Raw genomic sequence first — 18,188 nt, 5'->3', positions numbered from 1 at the left:
CATGGATCCGAAAGACCGGGATCCGAAAGACCGGCCAAGCCGTGCGACCGAAGCGTTTTTCGGCCGCCGGCGCGGCAAGACCATCCGCCCGCAGCAGCAGGCGGCACTGGAAACCGGTTTCAGGACATACAGGCTTGAGCTGACGGCGGCACCGCCGGCCGATTTGCGCAGCCTGTTCGTAGCCGATGTTGGCGCCATCCACCTCGAAATCGGTTTCGGCGGCGGCGAGCATCTGCTGCATCGCGCGACGGCGGCTCCGGCGACAGGCTTTATCGGCGTTGAGCCTTTCGTCAACGGCATGGCCAAGATGATGATGGCGGTCAGGGAACGGCCGCTCGCCAATCTTCGGGTCTACGACGACGACGCCACGCGCCTGCTCGACTGGCTGCCGCAAGCTTCGCTCGACGGCATCGATCTGCTCTATCCCGATCCTTGGCCGAAGAAGAAACACTGGAAGCGGCGCTTCGTCAGTCCGCTCAATCTCGACCGTTTCGCGCGCGTCCTGCAGCCAGGCGGAAAGTTCCGTTTTGCTTCCGATATCGATAGCTACGTGAACTGGACGCTGCTCAACTGCCGGGCGCATAATGCGTTCGCCTGGCAGGCCGGCGAGGCGGTCGACTGGCATCGGCCTTACGAGGGTTGGCCGGGGACGCGCTACGAGGCAAAAGCCATCCGCGAGCGCCGGCGGCCGGCCTATCTCACTTTCGTTCGAAAATAGCGCATTTTCGGAAGTATCACCGTCACGGCGTGACGCTCAGATAGGCCAAGGCACCACGCCAGCAGGCAAGCCGCTTTAGAAACGGCCGATCTTGTCGAAGGCGGCCGGATCCATGCCGAGCTTGCGCAGATCGTTGGCGCGCGGCTTGCGGCCAGCTTCGACGGCCCTCGACGCGGCAACGGCGCTGCCGAATGTGGTGAAGATGTCGCCAATGGCGGAAAACAGTTTACGGCTGCCCATGATATCAAACCTTTCGCGCGCCACCGCGCGCTCTTGTGCAATGCAACATAGATAGGCGTGACATGTCTTCAGTCACAGCCGTGTTACTGCATGGTGGCCATGCGTCAGGCGCAAGGCTGGCAGTCTCCTCCCCCGCCCCTATTCGCCAAAGATCAAACCGGACAACTCACGTGCTACCAAACCGGACAACTCATCTGCTTACGACACACACCGCACGGCAGACTTGAAACGCGGGCCGGGATCGTCTATATCAGCCTCAAATTCTTGGTCGGTATGACGAAGAGTGGGTCCACCCGGTCCCGCTCTTTTTTATTACCCGCCGGCCAGTCACGGAAAAGATAGCGACAGGATCGAATGACCGCAGCGGCAAGCCAGGCCGACGACCGTATCATCCGCGAAAGCGGCATCGATGCGCGTATCGCGCTGATCGTGCAGCCGGTGCTGCGCGGCATCGGTTTCCGCCTGGTGCGGGTGCATCTGTCGGGCCAGAACGGGCTCACACTGCAGATCATGGCCGAACGCGAGGACGGCACCATGACCGTCGAGGATTGCGAAGAGGTCAGCCGCGCCGTGTCGCCGGCGCTCGATGTCGATGATCCGATCGAAAAGGCGTATCATCTCGAAGTGTCGTCGCCCGGCATCGACCGGCCGCTGGTGCGCAAGTCGGATTTCGTCACCTGGACCGGTCATCTGGTGAAAATGGAGACCTCGGTCCTGGTCGCCGACCGCAAGCGCTTCAAGGGCAAGATCACCGAGGCCGGTGAAGACGACGTGCTGATCGAGCGCGATAAGGCCGCCTATGGCGAAGAGCCGACGGTGCGCGTGCCTTACGACGCGATTGCCGATGCGCGTTTGGTGCTGACCGACGATCTCATCCGCGATGCCCTGTCGAAGGACAACAGGGCGCGCAAGGAAGCCAGGAAACGCCGCGGCGAACCCGAAGATGACGCGCCAGACGGCGTGGAAGCGGACGCCACGGAAGAAACCGAACAGGAAATGTGATTGGGCTGCCGGCGCAAAGGCTCGGCAACAAGCTCGGGAGAAAAGAAATGGTTGTAAGCGCCAACAGGCTTGAACTGCTGCAGATCGCCGACGCGGTCGCGCGTGAAAAGTCGATCGACAAGTCGATCGTCATCGCCGCCATGGCCGATGCGATCCAGAAGGCGGCGCGTTCGCGCTACGGCCAGGAGACCAACATCCGCGCCGACATCAACGCCAACACCGGCGAGATGAAGCTGCAGCGGTTGATGGAAGTGGTCGAGAAGGTCGACGATTACGCCACCCAGATCGCCATTTCCTCGGCGCGTGAGCGCAATCCCGACGCCCAGCTCGGCGACTTCATCGCCGAACAGCTGCCGCCGATGGATTTCGGCCGCATCGCCGCCCAGTCGGCCAAGCAGGTCATCGTGCAGAAGGTGCGCGAGGCCGAGCGCGACCGCCAGTATGACGAATACAAGGACCGCATCGGCGAGATCGTCAACGGCACGGTCAAGCGCGTCGAATACGGCAACGTCATCGTCGATCTCGGCCGCGGCGAGGCGATCATCCGCCGCGACGAGCTGATCCCGCGCGAGAACTACAAATATGGCGACCGCGTCCGTGCCTATGTCTATGACGTGCGCCGTGAGCAGCGCGGTCCGCAGATATTCCTGTCGCGCACCCATCCGCAGTTCATGGCCAAGCTGTTCACCATGGAAGTGCCGGAGATCTACGACGGCATCATCGAGATCAAATCGGTGGCCCGCGATCCGGGTTCGCGCGCCAAGATCGCCGTCATCTCGCGTGACTCATCGATCGATCCGGTCGGCGCCTGCGTCGGCATGCGCGGTTCCCGTGTCCAGGCGGTGGTCGGCGAGTTGCAGGGCGAGAAGATCGATATCATTCCGTGGTCGCCTTCCGCTGCCTCCTTCATCGTCAACGCACTGCAGCCGGCCGAAGTCGCCAAGGTGGTGCTCGACGAGGACGCCGAGCGCATCGAGGTCGTGGTGCCAGACGACCAGCTGTCGCTGGCCATCGGCCGCCGCGGCCAGAACGTGCGGCTTGCCTCGCAGCTCACCGGCTGGGATATCGACATCCTGACCGAGCAGGAAGAGAGCGAGCGTCGCCAGAAGGAATTCGTCGAACGCTCGTCGCTGTTCATGGAAGCCCTCGACGTCGACGAGATGGTCGGCCAGGTGCTGGCCTCCGAAGGCTTCACCAGCGTCGAGGAAGTTGCCTATGTCGATGCCGGCGAGATCGCTTCGATCGACGGCTTCGATGAGGACACCGCTTCGGAAATCCAGACCCGCGCCCGCGAATATCTGGAAAAGATCGAGGCCGAGCACGACGACAAGCGCAAGGCGCTCGGTGTCGAGGACGAACTGCGCGAGATCCCCGGCGTCACCACCGCCATGATGGTGACGCTCGGCGAGGACGGCGTGAAGACAATCGAGGATTTCGCCGGCTATGCGGCCGACGACCTGACCGGCTGGAAGGAACGCAAGGACGGCGAGACGAAGGTGTTCCCCGGCGTGCTCGCCAATCACGGCGTGTCGCGGGCCGATGCCGAGCAGATGGTTCTGGCTGCCCGCCTCAAGGCTGGCTGGATCACCGAGGACGAGGTTGCGGCCCAGGAAGCGCCGGCTGACGAAGCCGTTGGTGCGTGAGGTGAAACCGCATCGCACACAACCCGCCCTTGGACGAGATGAACGATCGCACCTGCATCGTTACGCGCAGACAGGCCGAACCGGATGAACTGATCCGCTTCGTCGTCGGCCCGGATTCGGCCGTCGTTCCGGACATCAAGAAAAACCTGCCCGGCCGCGGTTGCTGGGTGACGGCCGACCGCCTACATATCGACAAGGCGGCTGCGAAAAACCTGTTTGCCCGCGCCTTCAAGGCGCAGGTGGCCGTGCCGGCCGACCTCGGTGGCATGGTTGACGGGCTGCTTTCCAGATCCGCTCTGGGTATGCTGGGCCTTGCTCGCAAGGCAGGCGCGATCGCGCTCGGTGCCACCAAGGTCGAGAGCGCGGTACGCGGCGGCCTGGCGCTTTTCGTGCTCCACGCAGCCGAGGCGTCCGACGATGGCGTGCGCAAGATCAGCCAGGCGCGGCGGGCAACCGTCCATCTCGGCGGTCCCGCCATCCTTGCCTACAAACTTTTCTCCGAGGCCGAGTTGAGCTTGGCATTGGGGGGCACAAATGTGATACATGCTGCCGTTCTCGCGGGAGACGCGGGCAGGGCGGTCCAGAAGCGCATGGTTGCGCTCGACCGGTATCGGGGCGGTTCCCCGGACGATCTGGCAATGCTTGCGGCCGTTGCTGACGAAGATGATGCCGCAGAGGATATGGAATGAGCGATACGAAATCGGGCGACGACAAGACGTTGAGTGTTACGCCGAAGAAGACTTTGACGCTGAAGCGCCCCGGTACTGAACAGGGCACAGTGCGCCAGAACTTCTCGCACGGCCGCACCAAGTCGGTCGTCGTCGAGACCAAGAAGCGCAAGTTCTCGCTGCCCGGCGACAAGCCGGAGCCGGCTGCTGCTCCTGTGTCCGTCTTCACGCCGAAGCCGCCGGTCGCGGCAGCGCCCGTCGTGCAGGAAGCGCCCAAGGCGCCGCCGCCTCCGCCGCCGGTCGAACGCAGCGGCATGGTGCTGAACGAATTGTCGCGCAACGAGATGGAAGCGCGCCGCCGGGCCCTGGAAGGGTCGAAGGTGCGTGACGTCGAGGATCGCCAGCGCGCTGTCGAAGAGGCCAAGCGCCGCGCCGAGGATGAAGAGCGCCGCAAGCGCGAGCGCGAGGAATCCGCGCGCCGTCAGGCTGAGGAAGAGGCGCGGTTGCAGACCGAGGCCGAGTCCCGTCGCCGTGCCGAGGAAGAGGCGCGCCGCCGCGCCCCGCTGGCCGCCGAACTGGCGACCGCCGACGACGACGAGGACGTCAAGCCGAAGCGCGCCGGCGCCGGTGCTCCGGTCCGCCGTCTGGTCACGCCCGAAGTGGCGCGTCCGGCCAAGCCGACCAAGGGCGAGGAAGACCGCCGCCGTGGCAAGCTGACGCTCAACACCGCGCTTTCCGACGAGGATGCGCGCGCCCGTTCGCTGTCGTCGATGCGTCGCCGTCAGGAGAAATTCAAGCGCGCGATGCACAACGAACCGCGCGAGAAAGTCATGCGCGAAGTGATCCTGCCCGAAACCATCACCATCCAGGAACTGGCGCAGCGCATGTCCGAGCGCGCCGTCGACGTGGTCAAGTTCTTCATGAAGCAGGGCCAGATCCTGAAGCCGGGCGACGTCATCGACGCCGACACGGCCGAACTGGTCGCCACTGAATTCGGCCATACGGTTCGCCGCGTCGCCGAGTCCGACATCGAGGAAGGCCTGTTCAACATCGCCGACCGTCCCGAAGACCTCGAGTCGCGTCCGCCGGTGGTGACGATCATGGGCCATGTCGACCACGGCAAGACCTCGTTGCTCGACGCCATCCGCAACGCAAATGTCGTGTCCGGCGAGGCCGGCGGCATCACCCAGCACATCGGCGCCTATCAGGTCGAGAAGAACGGTCACAAGATCACCTTCATCGACACGCCCGGCCACGCCGCCTTCACGGCGATGCGCGCCCGCGGCGCCCAGGCGACCGACATCGCCATCCTCGTGGTGGCGGCCGACGACAGCGTGATGCCGCAGACGATCGAATCGATCAGCCACGCCAAGGCGGCGGGTGTTCCGATCATCGTGGCGATCAACAAGATCGACAAGCCGCAGGCCGATGCGCAGAAGGTGCGTTCCGAACTGCTGCGCCACGAGGTCTTCGTCGAATCGATGGGCGGCGAGGTGCTGGACGTCGAAGTGTCGGCAACCAAGGGCACCAATCTCGACAAGCTGCTCGAGGCGATCCTGCTGCAGGCCGAAATCCTCGACCTCAAGGCCAATCCGGACCGTACCGCCGAAGGCGTCGTCATCGAGGCCCAGCTCGACAAGGGCCGTGGTCCCGTCGCCACCGTGCTGGTGCAGACCGGCACGCTGATGCCGGGCGACATTCTCGTCGCCGGCAACGAATGGGGCCGGGTGCGCGCGCTGGTCAACGATCGCGGCGAGCAGGTCAAGGAAGCGCCGCCGGCGATGCCGGTGGAAGTGCTCGGTCTGCAGGGAACTCCCTTGGCCGGCGACCGCTTCGCCGTGGTCAACAACGAGGCTCGTGCCCGCGAGATCACCGAATACCGCCAGCGTCTGGCGCGCGAGAAGGCGGTGGCCAAGCATGCTGGCCAGCGTGGCTCGCTCGAACAGATGATGTCGCAATTGCAGACGAGTGGCCTGAAGGAATTCCCGCTGGTCATCAAGGGTGACGTGCAGGGCTCGATCGAGGCGATCAACGCTGCGCTCGACAAGCTCGGCACCGACGAGGTGCGGGCGCGCATTGTCCATGCGGGCGCCGGTGGGATCACCGAAAGCGACGTGTCGCTGGCGGAGACCTCGGGCGCTGCGATCATCGGCTTCAACGTCCGCGCCAATGCGCAGGCGCGCGCCGCTGCCGCAGCGGCGGGCATCGAGATCCGCTACTACTCGATCATCTACAACCTCGTCGATGACGTGAAGGCGGCGCTTTCGGGCCTGCTCTCGCCGGAGCGTCGCGAGACCTTCATCGGCAATGCCGAGATCCTCGAGATATTCGACATCACCAAGGTCGGCAAGATCGCCGGCTGCCGTGTCACCGAAGGCAAGGTCGAGCGTGGCGCGGGCGTGCGCCTGATCCGCGACAACGTCGTCATCCACGAAGGCACCCTGAAGACCCTGAAGCGCTTCAAGGACGAGGTCTCGGAAGTCCCCGGCGGCCAGGAATGCGGCATGGCCTTCCAGAACTACGAGGACATGCGCGTCGGCGACGTCATCGAGTGCTTCCGAGTCGAGATGGTGACCCGGACACTCTGAGTTCGTATACTATCGAAATGACCGGGCGGTGGTCGAAAGGCCGCCGCCTGATGCCATGATCCCGAAAAGTGGAATCCGGTTTTCGGATAAGATTATGGTCAAACAAAAAGATGGAGCCTAGTCCATTCCGATTCTATCGGGATGGAGCAGGCTCTATGAGACATGTGGCCTGGTCCCATCCCGAGCCTCACGATTTCAGGACAAGAAGAAATGCCCCGTCCAACCACATCAGGCCCATCCCAGCGCATGCTGCGCGTTGGCGAACAGGTGCGCCATGCGCTGTCGGAAACCTTGCAGCGCGGCGAGATCATCGATCCGCTGATCGAGAATGCCGTGGTTTCGGTCTCCGAAGTGCGCATGTCGCCCGATCTGAAGATCGCCACCGCCTTCGTCTCGCCACTCGGCGCCGGCGATGCCGGTGCAGTGGTCGAGGCGCTCAATCGACACGCGAAATTCGTCCGCGGCCGGGTCTCAGGCGCATTGCGGCAAATGAAATACATGCCGGAATTCCGCTTCCGGCTCGACACGTCATTCGACAATTTCGCGAGGATCAACGATCTCTTGAAGTCACCGGAAGTGGCGCGCGATCTCGGCCCGGACGCCCAGATTGACGGCCAGAACCAAGACAACGACAAGGACGAAAAATAGTGGCGCGCCGCGGCAGGAAGAAAGGCCGGCCGGTCTCCGGCTGGCTGGTGCTGGACAAGCCGGTCGGCATGGGCTCGACCGAAGCCGTCTCCAAGATCAAATGGCTGTTCCAGGCGGAAAAGGCCGGCCATGCCGGCACGCTCGACCCGCTCGCCTCGGGCATGCTGCCGATCGCGCTCGGCGAGGCGACCAAGACGGTGCCCTACGTCCAGGATGGCGCCAAGATCTATCGCTTCACCGTTGCCTGGGGCGAGGAGCGTTCGACCGATGACCTCGAAGGTCCGGTGACGAAGACTTCCAAGCAACGTCCGCCGGAAGCCGATGTTCGCGCGCTCCTGCCGAAATACACCGGCATCATCATGCAGACGCCGCCGCAGTTCTCGGCCATCAAGATCGCTGGCGAGCGCGCCTACGACTTGGCTCGCGAGGGCGAGACGGTGGACATTCCGCCGCGCGAGATCGAGATCGGCCGTCTCGACCTGGTCGAGCACAATGCTGATCACACCATTTTCGAGGTCGAATGCGGCAAGGGCACCTACGTGCGCTCGCTGGCCCGCGACATGGGCCGCGATCTCGGCTGTTTTGGCCACATCGCCGAGCTGCGCCGGATCGAGGTCGAGCCGTTCACGCAGGACGATTTCGTCACCATCGCCGAGCTGGAGGCAGCGCGTTTCGGCGAACAGGGCGATGAGGATCCGGACACGGCCGATGATGCATCCGACGCTCCCGACCTGCCGGTCGACTTCACAGCCATCGACGCGCTTCTGGTCGACACGGCAGCGGCGCTCGATTGCCTGCCGCAGATTGCAATCAGCGACGATGCGGCGACAAAAATCCGCCTCGGCAATCCGGTCATCATTCGCGGCCGCGACGCGCCGGTGGAGGCGGAGGAAGCCTGCGCCACCGCGCGCGGCAAGCTGGTCGCCATCGGCGCCATCGAGCAAGGCATGTTCAAGCCCAAGCGGGTCTTTGCCGGGTGAGTCCCATCGTCTAGTCTTGGTCAGACGTTATACCCGAGGGGCACATGGCAAAGGTTGAGGCGATCAAGAAGCGGGCGCCGGCGAAAACGCGGCGGCCGCCGGTCGGCGCTTCGCCGGGCACGCTGATTGCAGATCCCGCGGCCCGCCGGTCCGAACTCAGGCTGACGCTGATGTCGCCCGACAAGTTCGAGACCATCGAAAATGCCAGTATCGACGACCTCAACACCCATTGCGACAACTGGCCGGTCATCTGGCTGGATTGCACTGGTCTTGCCAACATCCCGCTGATCGAGGAGATCGGCCGCATTTTCAGCCTGCATCCGTTGGCGCTGGAGGATGTCGTCAACACCGGCCAGCGGCCGAAGGTGGATTTCTTCGAGAACCATGCCTTCGTCGTCATAAGGATGATCGACGATGTCACGGCGCATCGCTACGAGCAGATCGCTGTCTTCTTCGGCAGGAACTTCGTCGTCACCTTCCAGGAGCGCGGGGGCGATCCGTTCGATCCCGTGCGCAAGCGCATCGAAAGCTCGGCGCCCAACCGCTTGCGCTCGCGCGGCGCCGATTACCTCGCCTATGCGCTGATCGACGCCATCGTCGACAGCTATTTCCCGCCGGTCGAGACCGCCGCCGAAATGGTCGACGACATCGAGGATCAGATGCTTAACACGCCGCACAAGCACCAGATGCGGCAGCTTCACGAGTTGCGGCGCGACGCCAATGTGCTGAAGGGCGTGCTTTGGCCGATGCGCGACGCCCTGGCGACGCTGATCCGCAACGACGTGCCCTATGTGAAGGCCGAGACCAAGGTCTTCCTGAACGACACGCTCGATCATTCGCTCCGGCTGATCGAACTGGTCGAAACCCAGCGTGACATGCTGACCGGCCTGATCGAGATGCATCTGTCGCTGAGCCAGGCGCGCACCAACGACGTCATCAGCTATCTCACCATCATCTCGGTCATCTTCATGCCGCTCACCTTCCTTGTCGGTGTGTGGGGAATGAATTTCGATCCTGAGAGCTCGCCCTGGAACATGCCGGAGCTGAAGGCTCAATATGGTTATCCGGCCGCGCTCGTCTTCATGTTGCTTGTCGCGATCGGGCTCGTCAGCTTCTTCAAATGGAAGAAATGGCTTTAGCGTAGCTTCAAAGTCTTCATTTCTCTCGCAAAAGCCGCGGCAAAGCCGGCTTGTGAATTGGGCTGGTGTTTTCCGGGGAATTGCACTATATGCGCCGCAGCATCGCGCACTGACGCCTTGCTTGCACCGGCCCCTGCTGGACGACATCCCGGCTGAGGGCGTCCCGTTTCCTCAAACAGATAAGGAAAAACACGATGTCGATTACCGCCGAGCGCAAGAAGGAATTGATGGGAGAATTCGCAACCGCCAAGGGCGATACCGGGTCTCCGGAAGTCCAGGTGGCCATCCTTTCCGAGCGCATCAAGAACCTGACCGATCATTTCAAGGACCACAAGAAGGATAACCATTCCCGCCGTGGTCTGCTCGCTCTCGTCTCCCAGCGCCGCAGCCTGCTTGATTATCTCAAGCGCAAGGATGACGCGCGCTATCAGACGCTGATCGAGAAGCTCGGTCTGCGCCGTTGACGAATTGGCCGGCGGGCTTTCCCAGGAGAGCCCGCCGGTCGCGTATTTGAGCCTCGGATCAATCCGCGGCTCAAATGATAGAGCGCCGCTCATCCGCAGGGATGCGAGAGAAAGACGCTCTGGAAATTTGAATTTGCGCATGACGCTTGCCGAAAGCCGTGGTTTTCGGGGTCACGCGCAAGGCCAGTCGGATCGATTGGCCAGACCGGTTTCGAGACAGCAGAGGGCCATTCGAAACCGCCCATGGACGGTCATGGGGCAGGATTGCAGGACGCTCGTCGCGGCCACAAAGCCGAACTGCCCGAGCTTCCCGTTGTCTTGCCCGTGGCTGCCCGAGAAAGGAAGCCAGGGAAAGGGCATTCGCGCACCGTGAAACGGCGCGGCCCTTTCCGCATATGAAGGACAAGACATGTTCAATCACCACAAAGTGGAAATCGAATGGGGCGGCCGTCCGCTCATCCTGGAAACCGGCAAGATCGCGCGCCAGGCTGACGGCGCGGTGCTCGCCACCTATGGCGAAACCAAGGTTCTCGCCACTGTCGTTTCGATGAAGGAGCCGAAGCCCGGCCTCGACTTCTTCCCGCTGACCGTCAACTACCAGGAAAAGACCTATGCCGCCGGCAAGATCCCGGGTGGCTATTTCAAGCGCGAAGGCCGTCCGAGCGAGAAGGAAACGCTGGTTTCCCGCCTGATCGACCGCCCGATCCGCCCGCTTTTCGCCGACGGCTACAAGAACGACACCCAGATCGTCGTCACCGTCGTCCAGCACGACCTCGAGAACGATCCGGACATCCTGTCGATCGTCGCCACTTCGGCGGCCCTGACGCTTTCCGGCGTCCCTTTCATGGGCCCGATCGGCGGCGCTCGCGTCGGCTACATCAACGGTGAATACGTTCTAAACCCGCATGTCGACGAGATGCAGGAATCCAAGCTTGACCTCGTCGTCGCCGGCACTGCCGACGCCGTGCTGATGGTCGAGTCCGAAGCCAAGGAACTCGGCGAGGATCTGATGCTCGGCGCCGTCATGTTCGGCCACAGGGGCTTTCAGCCGGTGATCGACGCGATCATCAAGCTGGCCGAAGTCGCCGCCAAGGACCCGCGCGACTTCACCGCGCCGGACTATTCCGCGCTCGAGGCCGAGATGCTGAAGATCGTCGGTGACGAGCTCCGCGACGCCTACAAGATCACCGACAAGCAGAAGCGCTATGCCGCCGTCGACGCCGTCAAGGCGAAGGTCAAGGCCACGTTCACGCCGGCCGAAGGCGAAGAGGCCAAGTACACGTCCGAGCAGATTGGCAGCGTGTTCAAGGAGCTTCAGGCCAAGGTCGTGCGCTGGAACATTCTCGACACCGGCTCGCGCATCGACGGCCGCGACCTGAAGACGGTCCGCAAGATCGTTTCCGAAGTCGGCGTCCTGCCACGCACCCATGGTTCGGCGCTGTTCACCCGCGGCGAGACCCAGGCGCTGGTCGTTGCCACGCTCGGCACCGGCGAGGACGAGCAGTATGTCGATTCGCTGACCGGCATGTACAAGGAGAAGTTCCTCCTGCACTACAACTTCCCTCCCTATTCCGTCGGTGAGACCGGCCGCATGGGTTCGCCGGGCCGCCGCGAAATCGGCCACGGCAAGCTCGCCTGGCGCGCCATTCGTCCGATGCTGCCGACCGCCGACCAGTTCCCCTACACGCTGCGCGTCGTCTCGGAGATCACCGAGTCCAACGGTTCGTCGTCGATGGCCACCGTCTGCGGCACCTCGCTGGCGCTGATGGATGCCGGCGTGCCGCTGGCCAAGCCGGTCGCCGGCATCGCCATGGGCCTGATCAAGGAAGGCGAACGCTTCGCGGTGCTCTCCGACATTCTCGGCGACGAGGATCACCTCGGCGACATGGACTTCAAGGTCGCCGGCACCGCCAACGGCATCACCTCGCTGCAGATGGACATCAAGATCGAGGGCATCACCGAAGAGATCATGAAGATCGCGCTCGACCAGGCCAAGGACGGCCGCCAGCATATCCTCGGCGAAATGTCCCATGCGCTCTCCGGCGCGCGTGCCGAACTCGGCGAGTTCGCGCCGCGCATCGAGGTCATGCACATCCCGACCGACAAGATCCGCGACGTCATCGGCTCGGGCGGCAAGGTCATCCGCGAGATCGTCGAAAAGACCGGCGCCAAGATCAACATCGAGGACGACGGCACGGTCAAGATCGCCTCATCCAACGCCAAGGAGATCGAGGCGGCGAAGAAGTGGATACACACCATCGTCGCCGAGCCGGAAGTCGGCGAGATCTACGAAGGCACGGTCGTCAAGACCGCCGACTTCGGCGCCTTCGTCAATTTCTTCGGTCCGCGTGACGGCCTCGTCCACATCTCGCAGCTCGCCAACGACCGCGTCGCCAAGACCTCGGACGTCGTCAAGGAAGGCGACAAGGTCTGGGTCAAGCTGATGGGCTTCGACGAGCGCGGCAAGGTCCGCCTGTCGATGAAGGTCGTCGACCAGGCCACCGGCAAGGAAATCGTTCGCGACAAGAAGGCCGAAGGCGAAGAAAACGCCGCCTGAACGGATTAGAGCGACGTGCGTCCCACTGGACGCACAAAGTACGCTCTAAAGCTTTGAATGTTCGCATCGTGCTTTCCGAAAATCGATTTCGATTTTCGGGCCGATGGGAAGCAATGAAATCGAAGCGGGCGCGCCGGGAGGTTGCGCCCGTTTTCTTTTGCAGAGGGCGAGAATGGCCGCAGAGCCGCTGAAGACATTGTTCCACCCCTTCGAGGCCGAGGCCATTGCCTTGCCGCGAAAGGGAGAGCGTGTGCTCTTTCTGGGCGCCGAACCCGGTTTTCGCCTGCCCGATGGCTTCGCCGCCGCGCTGCATCTCGTGCAGGGTTTCCGGCCGCATTTTCGCGCCCTGCAGGCTTCGGGCTTCAGCGTAACCCCGCAAGCCGAAGGCAGCGCATTTGACATGGCGCTGATCCTTGCCGGCCGTCATCGGGGACAAAACGAATTGCGCATCGCCGAGGCGCTGGAACGCGTGGTATCAGGCGGATCGATCGTCGTTGCCGGCGGCAAGGACGACGGCATTGCCAGCCTGCGCAAGCGTATCGGCGAGTTGGTGCCGCTCGAAGGCCATCTGCCGAAACATCACGGCATCGCCTTCTGGTTTCGTCGGACGGTCGCTGCGGAGGCCGCGGCACAGCTTCGCGCGGGCAATCCGGACCTTGTGCCCGAGGGCCGTTTCCACACTGCGCCGGGCATGTTCTCTTTCGACAAGGTCGATGCCGGTTCGAAATTGCTGGTGGACAATCTGCCCAACGACCTGCGTGGCAACATCGCCGATTTCTGCGCCGGCTGGGGCTATGTGGCGGCGGAGGTCGCAGCACGCTCGCCCGGCATATCAGGGCTCGATCTTTACGAGGCGGACTTCGCCTCGCTCGAAGCGGCGAAAGGCAATGTCGGCAAAGGCACCGTTGAGCCGCGCTTCTTCTGGATTGATCTGCTCGGCGAGCCGGTCGAGCGCCGCTATGACGCAATCGTCATGAACCCCCCCTTTCACCGCAGCCGGGCCGCCGAACCGGAGATCGGCGCCGGCATGATCCGCGCGGCGGGCAAGGCGCTGAAACCGGGCGGGCGGCTGTTCATGGTGGCGAACCGTCAACTCCCCTACGAGCCGGTGCTGGCAGCCGCCTTCTCCAGCCACGCCGAGATCGCCCGCGACGGCATGTTCAAGATATTCGCGGCACGCCGCTAAGGAAGGCAAAATTCAATGCAGATTGGCGACACGCCGTTCGCGGATATCATGGATCGCCTGCGTTTCGCCAAGCTCGAGCGGCGCGGGCCGGCCGTACAGAAAGCCTTGCACCACCTCGCAGCCGGCCGCCCGAAGCAGCGTCGCCTGGTTTTCGGTCTCGACGCTGAGAAACACCGGTTCGCCGGTTTTCATCGTCGCGGACGCGGCATCGGCAATCCTGCCGACCATTGCCGGGCGCGCCAGCAGGCCGGTCAGCTTGTCGAAATGGGTTTCCTTGAAGACATAGTCCGCCGATTCATCGACGCCGGCGAAGAAGGACAGCGCTGCTCCCGCCGAAGCGAGCGCGCAAAGTGCCGCTATGATGCCGATCATCGTTCCGGTCTGCATGCCGGCAAGGCCGTCGCCGAAACCGAATTTGAGACCCCACAGTCCGAGGATGAAACTGCCAATGCCCGAGCTGGCTATGGTGAGCAGCCGGAACATCGGTGTTCGCGTCGGATTGCTGGCAGCAGCCATTATCACAAAGTCCCAAGCTGCACGACTTTTAGCGGACATCTCCTTAAAATGAGTTGCGGCGAATATTAACAATTTTACTGGACGGCTAGTCCTTGCCACTGTCGGTCTGCTTCAACTCGTCGAGCGTCGGCATGGAGACGATGTGATAGCCGGAATCGACATAGTGGATTTCGCCGGTGACGCCCGACGACAGGTCGGACAAGAGATAGAGCGCGGAACCGCCGACTTCGTCGATGGTTACGGTGCGGCGCAGCGGCGAGTTGCGCTGCTGATAGGAAAACATGTGACGTGCGTCGGAAATCCCGGCGCCGGCCAGGGTCCGCACCGGTCCCGCCGATATGCCGTTCACCCTGATGCCGCGCGGGCCGTAGTCATTGGCCAGATAGCGGACGCTGGCCTCCAGCCCAGCCTTGGCGACGCCCATGACGTTGTAGTTCGGCATGACGCGGACGGAGCCCGCATAGGTCAGCGTGATCATCGAGCCGCTGTCCCCCATCAGCCTGGCGGCGTGGCGGGCGATCTCGGTGAAGGAGTAGCAGGAGATGACCATGGTGCGGACGAAATTGTCGCGGCTGGTGTCGGCGTAGAGACCCTTCAGCTCATTCTTGTCGGAAAAGCCGATGGCATGGACGACGAAATCCAGCCCGCCCCATTCCTTGCCTAAGGTCTCGAAGGTCGCGCTGACCGATGCGCTGTCCTCGACATCGCAAGGCACCACCAGGGATGCGCCAAGCCTGTCGGCGAGCGGCTTGACCCGGCGCCCGAAAGCGTCGCCCTGATAGGTGAAGGCGAGTTCCGCCCCATGTTCGGACAATTTCCTGGCGATGCCCCAGGCGATCGAATGATCGTTTGCGACACCCATGACAAGCCCGCGCTTGCCCTTCATCAATCCGTCCATGGCCGGCAAGATCCCTTATGCGGAATAGCGCTGGAAAACCAGCGTTGCGTTGGTGCCACCGAAACCGAACGAATTGGACAAAACAGTGTCGATCCTGGCGTTATCGATGCGCTTTCGCACGATCGGCATGCCCTCGAATTCCGGATCGAGCTGCTCGATATGGGCGCTTTCGCCGATGAAGCCGCCTTGCATCATCAGGATCGAATAGATCGATTCCTGCACGCCGGCGGCGCCCAGCGAATGGCCGGTCAGCGATTTCGTCGAGGTGATGAACGGCATCTTCTCGCCGAACACCTCGCGGATCGCGCCCATTTCCTTGGAATCGCCGACCGGCGTCGAGGTGCCGTGCGTGTTGATATAGTCGACCGGCGAAGAGACGGTCGCCAGCGCCTGCCGCATGCAGCGCACCGCACCTTCGCCCGAGGGCGCCACCATATCGTAGCCGTCGGAGGTCGCGCCGTAACCGACGATCTCGGCATAGATCTTGGCGCCACGCGCTTTGGCATGTTCGAGCTCTTCCAGAACCAGCACGCCTGCGCCGCCGGCAATGACGAAACCGTCACGATCGACATCGTAGGCGCGGGACGCGACCGATGCCCTGTCGTTGTATTTCGACGACATGGCGCCCATCGCGTCGAACAGGTCCGACATCGTCCAGTCGAGATCCTCATGGCCGCCGGCAAAGATCATATCCTGCTTGCCCCACTGGATCAGTTCGTAGCCATTGCCGATGCAGTGGGCCGACGTCGAACAGGCCGAGGAGATTGAATAGTTGACACCGTGGATCTTGAACCAGGTGGCAAGCGTCGCCGAGGCGCTCGACGACATCGCCTTCGGCACGGCGAACGGACCGATGCGCTTGGGGCTGCCGTTCTTGAGGGTGGTTTCGGCTGCCTCGGCGATGGTTCGGGTCGACGGTCCGCCCGATCCCATGACGATGCCGGTGCGTTCATTGGTGATGTCGTTCTCGCCAATTCCGGCATCCGCGATCGCCTGATCCATGGCGACATGGTTCCAGGCCGCACCTTGCGACAGGAAACGCATGGCCCGGCGATCGATCGTGGCTGAGGGGTCCAGCGTCGGCGCCCCCCAGACCTGGCAGCGGAAGCCGTGCTCGGCGAAGGAATCGGAGAAGCTGATGCCGGATTTGGCATCGTGGAGCGAGGCCTGCACCTCGTTGGCATTGTTGCCGATCGACGACACGATGCCGAGGCCTGTTACTACGACCCGTCTCATGGGCTGCTCCTTCCAGAGTGTCCGGTGACGGTCAGGCGACCGCCGATTGCTTTGACAGACCCACTTTGAGATCCGTTGCCGCGTATATGGGCTCGCCATCCGCCTTCAGCCAGCCATCGGCGATGCCAAGCACCAGTCGACCACGCATCACGCGCTTGAAGTCCACGCCATACTCCACCTTCTTGACCGACGGCGTGACCATGCCTTTGAACCTCACCTCGCCGGTCGACAGCGCCATTCCCTTGCCAGGCTCGCCGAGCCAGCCGAGGTAGAATCCCGTCAATTGCCACATGGCGTCGAGGCCGAGGCATCCCGGCATGATCGGATTGCCGATGAAATGACAGGCGAAGAACCACAGGTCCGGCTTGATGTCGAATTCGGCGCGGATGAAACCCTTGTCGAAGGCGCCGCCCGTCTCGCTGATCTCGGTGATGCGGTCGAACATCAGCATCGGCGGATAGGGGAGCTGGGCGTTTCCTGCTCCGAACAGCTCGCCGCGGGCGCAGGCAAGCAATTCCTCGTATTCGTAGCTGGATTTAGAACCCGCCATCAATCATCCCCGTAATCATCCCGGGCGGTAGGGCGCCCTTGTCGTTGGTTTCCTAACACAATCTGTTTCAGGCCGGAAACCGGCGTTTGCGCTTAACCTGCCTGTCTGCCCGGGTCAATGCGCGCGGTCGCATCGGCCCGGAAATCGGAATCGATTTCCGGAAAGCACGATGCGAGGCTAAAAAGTGATAGGGCGTACTTTTGTGCGTCCAACAGGACGCACGTCGCTCTATTGATCGTATTCGGCCGACAGAATATATGTCAGGAGGTGTCCAGTTTCGGCCGATATTGTTTTTTGCCATTCTGGGCACGTCTTGGGGCGGAACTGTGAGCTTCGACGCATAGATGGATTTGGGCTGCCGGAAGGAAAATGTCGCTGTGGACAAGCGGGTTCGCGAAGCCGGCCTGAGGCCGACGCGTCAGCGCATCGCGCTGGCCGATCTGCTTTTCGCCAAGGGCGACCGCCATCTGTCGGCGGAGGAACTGCATGAGGAGGCGATCGCCGCCGGCGTGCCGGTGTCGCTGGCCACCGTCTATAACGCCTTGCACCAATTCACCCAGGCGGGGCTTCTGCGCATCCTGGCCGTCGAAGGGTCGAAAACCTATTTCGACACCAACACCTCCGACCATCATCATTTCTATATCGAAGGCGAAAACAGGATCTTCGACATCGCCAGCGGTCCAGTCACGGTTTCCAACCTGCCGGAGCCGCCGGAAGGCATGGAGATCGCCAATGTCGACATTGTGGTGAGGCTGCGCCCCAAACGCTGCGATTGAGCACCGTTCGATGAAGCCTGTCGATCTGGCAGTTCGGCTCGAATGGGTTGCCGTTGCGGTCGGGGCTCTCTTCTTCAACGCGATGACCGGCGTTTCCTGGTGGCTGTTTGCACTGCTCATCCTGGTGCCAGATCTGTCGATGCTGGGGTATCTGGCCGGGCCGCGCGTCGGCGCCATCGCTTACAATGCCCTGCACATACTGATCGTCCCGCTGATCCTGGCGCTTGTCGGATACGTCTTCGCCAATTCGATGGAGACCGCGGTTGCACTGATCTGGATCGCCCATATTGCCGTCGACCGTGCCCTCGGCTATGGGTTAAAACTGCCCACCGGTTTTCAAGACACACATCTCGGCCGTATCGGCCGCTAGTGGGCGGCC

17 protein-coding genes and 1 pseudogene are annotated in these 18,188 nt (G+C 62.8%); 13 read left to right on the top strand and 5 right to left on the bottom strand.

The window, feature by feature from the left end; genetic code table 11:
• The first annotated feature begins 1 nt into the window (after position 1).
• The gene (gene trmB, locus MESS2_RS01365; protein ID WP_008872234.1) at positions 2 to 718 is read left to right on the top strand and encodes a tRNA (guanine(46)-N(7))-methyltransferase TrmB; all 717 of its coding nucleotides are present in this window, start codon (positions 2 to 4) and stop codon (positions 716 to 718) included.
• 75 nt (positions 719 to 793) lie between these two features.
• Here the strand turns inward: trmB and MESS2_RS01360 are convergent, their stop codons facing one another.
• The gene (locus MESS2_RS01360; protein ID WP_083918324.1) at positions 794 to 958 is read right to left on the bottom strand and encodes a hypothetical protein; all 165 of its coding nucleotides are present in this window, start codon (positions 956 to 958) and stop codon (positions 794 to 796) included.
• 354 nt (positions 959 to 1,312) lie between these two features.
• On the opposite strand from MESS2_RS01360, the gene rimP reads away from it, so the two are divergent.
• The 10 genes from rimP (at position 1,313) to MESS2_RS01310 (ending at position 13,833) form a co-directional block, all read left to right on the top strand.
• Complete coding sequence (gene rimP, locus MESS2_RS01355) at positions 1,313 to 1,960, top strand: ribosome maturation factor RimP (RefSeq protein ID WP_008872231.1); 648 nt, start codon at positions 1,313 to 1,315, stop codon at positions 1,958 to 1,960.
• A 47-nt stretch (positions 1,961 to 2,007) separates the two neighbouring features.
• Complete coding sequence (gene nusA / locus MESS2_RS01350; RefSeq protein ID WP_008872230.1) at positions 2,008 to 3,603, top strand: transcription termination factor NusA; 1,596 nt, start codon at positions 2,008 to 2,010, stop codon at positions 3,601 to 3,603.
• A 38-nt stretch (positions 3,604 to 3,641) separates the two neighbouring features.
• Positions 3,642 to 4,292 (top strand): RNA-binding protein, encoded by a 651-nt coding sequence (locus tag MESS2_RS01345; protein WP_083918323.1) that lies wholly within the window; start codon positions 3,642 to 3,644, stop codon positions 4,290 to 4,292.
• Positions 4,289 to 6,859 (top strand): translation initiation factor IF-2, encoded by a 2,571-nt coding sequence (gene infB, locus MESS2_RS01340; RefSeq protein ID WP_008872228.1) that lies wholly within the window; start codon positions 4,289 to 4,291, stop codon positions 6,857 to 6,859. The genes MESS2_RS01345 and infB overlap by 4 nt, the downstream gene beginning before the upstream one ends.
• Positions 6,860 to 7,069: 210 nt before the next feature.
• Positions 7,070 to 7,507 (top strand): 30S ribosome-binding factor RbfA, encoded by a 438-nt coding sequence (gene rbfA / locus MESS2_RS01335; RefSeq protein WP_040591767.1) that lies wholly within the window; start codon positions 7,070 to 7,072, stop codon positions 7,505 to 7,507.
• Positions 7,507 to 8,487: a tRNA pseudouridine(55) synthase TruB gene (gene truB / locus MESS2_RS01330; RefSeq protein WP_008872226.1), complete on the top strand. Its 981-nt coding sequence runs from the start codon at positions 7,507 to 7,509 to the stop codon at positions 8,485 to 8,487. Before rbfA ends, truB begins: the two co-directional genes overlap by 1 nt.
• A 44-nt stretch (positions 8,488 to 8,531) precedes the next feature.
• Positions 8,532 to 9,626 carry a magnesium/cobalt transporter CorA gene (corA, locus tag MESS2_RS01325; protein ID WP_008872225.1) on the top strand — a complete coding sequence of 365 codons (1,095 nt, stop codon included), beginning with the start codon at positions 8,532 to 8,534 and terminating at the stop codon, positions 9,624 to 9,626.
• A 152-nt stretch (positions 9,627 to 9,778) separates the two neighbouring features.
• Positions 9,779 to 10,090 carry a 30S ribosomal protein S15 gene (gene rpsO / locus MESS2_RS01320; RefSeq protein WP_280953385.1) on the top strand — a complete coding sequence of 104 codons (312 nt, stop codon included), beginning with the start codon at positions 9,779 to 9,781 and terminating at the stop codon, positions 10,088 to 10,090.
• Between the two features lie 409 nt (positions 10,091 to 10,499).
• Positions 10,500 to 12,647: a polyribonucleotide nucleotidyltransferase gene (gene pnp, locus MESS2_RS01315; protein WP_008872223.1), complete on the top strand. Its 2,148-nt coding sequence runs from the start codon at positions 10,500 to 10,502 to the stop codon at positions 12,645 to 12,647.
• Positions 12,648 to 12,819: 172 nt separating this feature from the next.
• Positions 12,820 to 13,833, top strand: a complete 1,014-nt coding sequence (locus MESS2_RS01310; RefSeq protein ID WP_008872222.1) for a class I SAM-dependent methyltransferase — start codon at positions 12,820 to 12,822, stop codon at positions 13,831 to 13,833.
• Between the two features lie 165 nt (positions 13,834 to 13,998).
• Here the strand turns inward: MESS2_RS01310 and MESS2_RS01305 are convergent.
• The 4 genes and pseudogenes from MESS2_RS01305 to fabA all read right to left on the bottom strand — a co-directional run.
• A pseudogene (locus MESS2_RS01305) lies at positions 13,999 to 14,349 on the bottom strand (putative bifunctional diguanylate cyclase/phosphodiesterase); the annotation flags it as partial.
• Between the two features lie 85 nt (positions 14,350 to 14,434).
• A complete protein-coding gene (gene fabI / locus MESS2_RS01300; protein ID WP_008872220.1) occupies positions 14,435 to 15,247 on the bottom strand; it encodes an enoyl-ACP reductase FabI in 813 nt (270 codons plus the stop codon).
• 15 nt (positions 15,248 to 15,262) lie between these two features.
• Entirely contained in the window at positions 15,263 to 16,483 is a 1,221-nt protein-coding gene (gene fabB, locus MESS2_RS01295) for a beta-ketoacyl-ACP synthase I (protein ID WP_008872219.1), read from the bottom strand.
• Positions 16,484 to 16,514: 31 nt separating this feature from the next.
• Entirely contained in the window at positions 16,515 to 17,033 is a 519-nt protein-coding gene (gene fabA, locus MESS2_RS01290) for a 3-hydroxyacyl-[acyl-carrier-protein] dehydratase FabA (protein WP_006337950.1), read from the bottom strand.
• Between the two features lie 344 nt (positions 17,034 to 17,377).
• On the opposite strand from fabA, the gene irrA reads away from it, so the two are divergent.
• The gene (gene irrA / locus MESS2_RS01285) at positions 17,378 to 17,809 is read left to right on the top strand and encodes an iron response transcriptional regulator IrrA (protein WP_006337949.1); all 432 of its coding nucleotides are present in this window, start codon (positions 17,378 to 17,380) and stop codon (positions 17,807 to 17,809) included.
• Between the two features lie 10 nt (positions 17,810 to 17,819).
• Positions 17,820 to 18,179 carry a DUF4260 domain-containing protein gene (locus tag MESS2_RS01280; RefSeq protein ID WP_008872217.1) on the top strand — a complete coding sequence of 120 codons (360 nt, stop codon included), beginning with the start codon at positions 17,820 to 17,822 and terminating at the stop codon, positions 18,177 to 18,179.
• Positions 18,180 to 18,188 lie beyond the last annotated feature (9 nt).

Source organism: Mesorhizobium metallidurans STM 2683 (assembly GCF_000350085.1).
GTDB classification, from domain to species: Bacteria; Pseudomonadota; Alphaproteobacteria; order Rhizobiales; family Rhizobiaceae; genus Mesorhizobium; species Mesorhizobium metallidurans.
The sequence above is the reverse complement of the archived record's forward strand: the minus strand, read 5'-3'. Positions and strand labels throughout refer to the sequence as shown.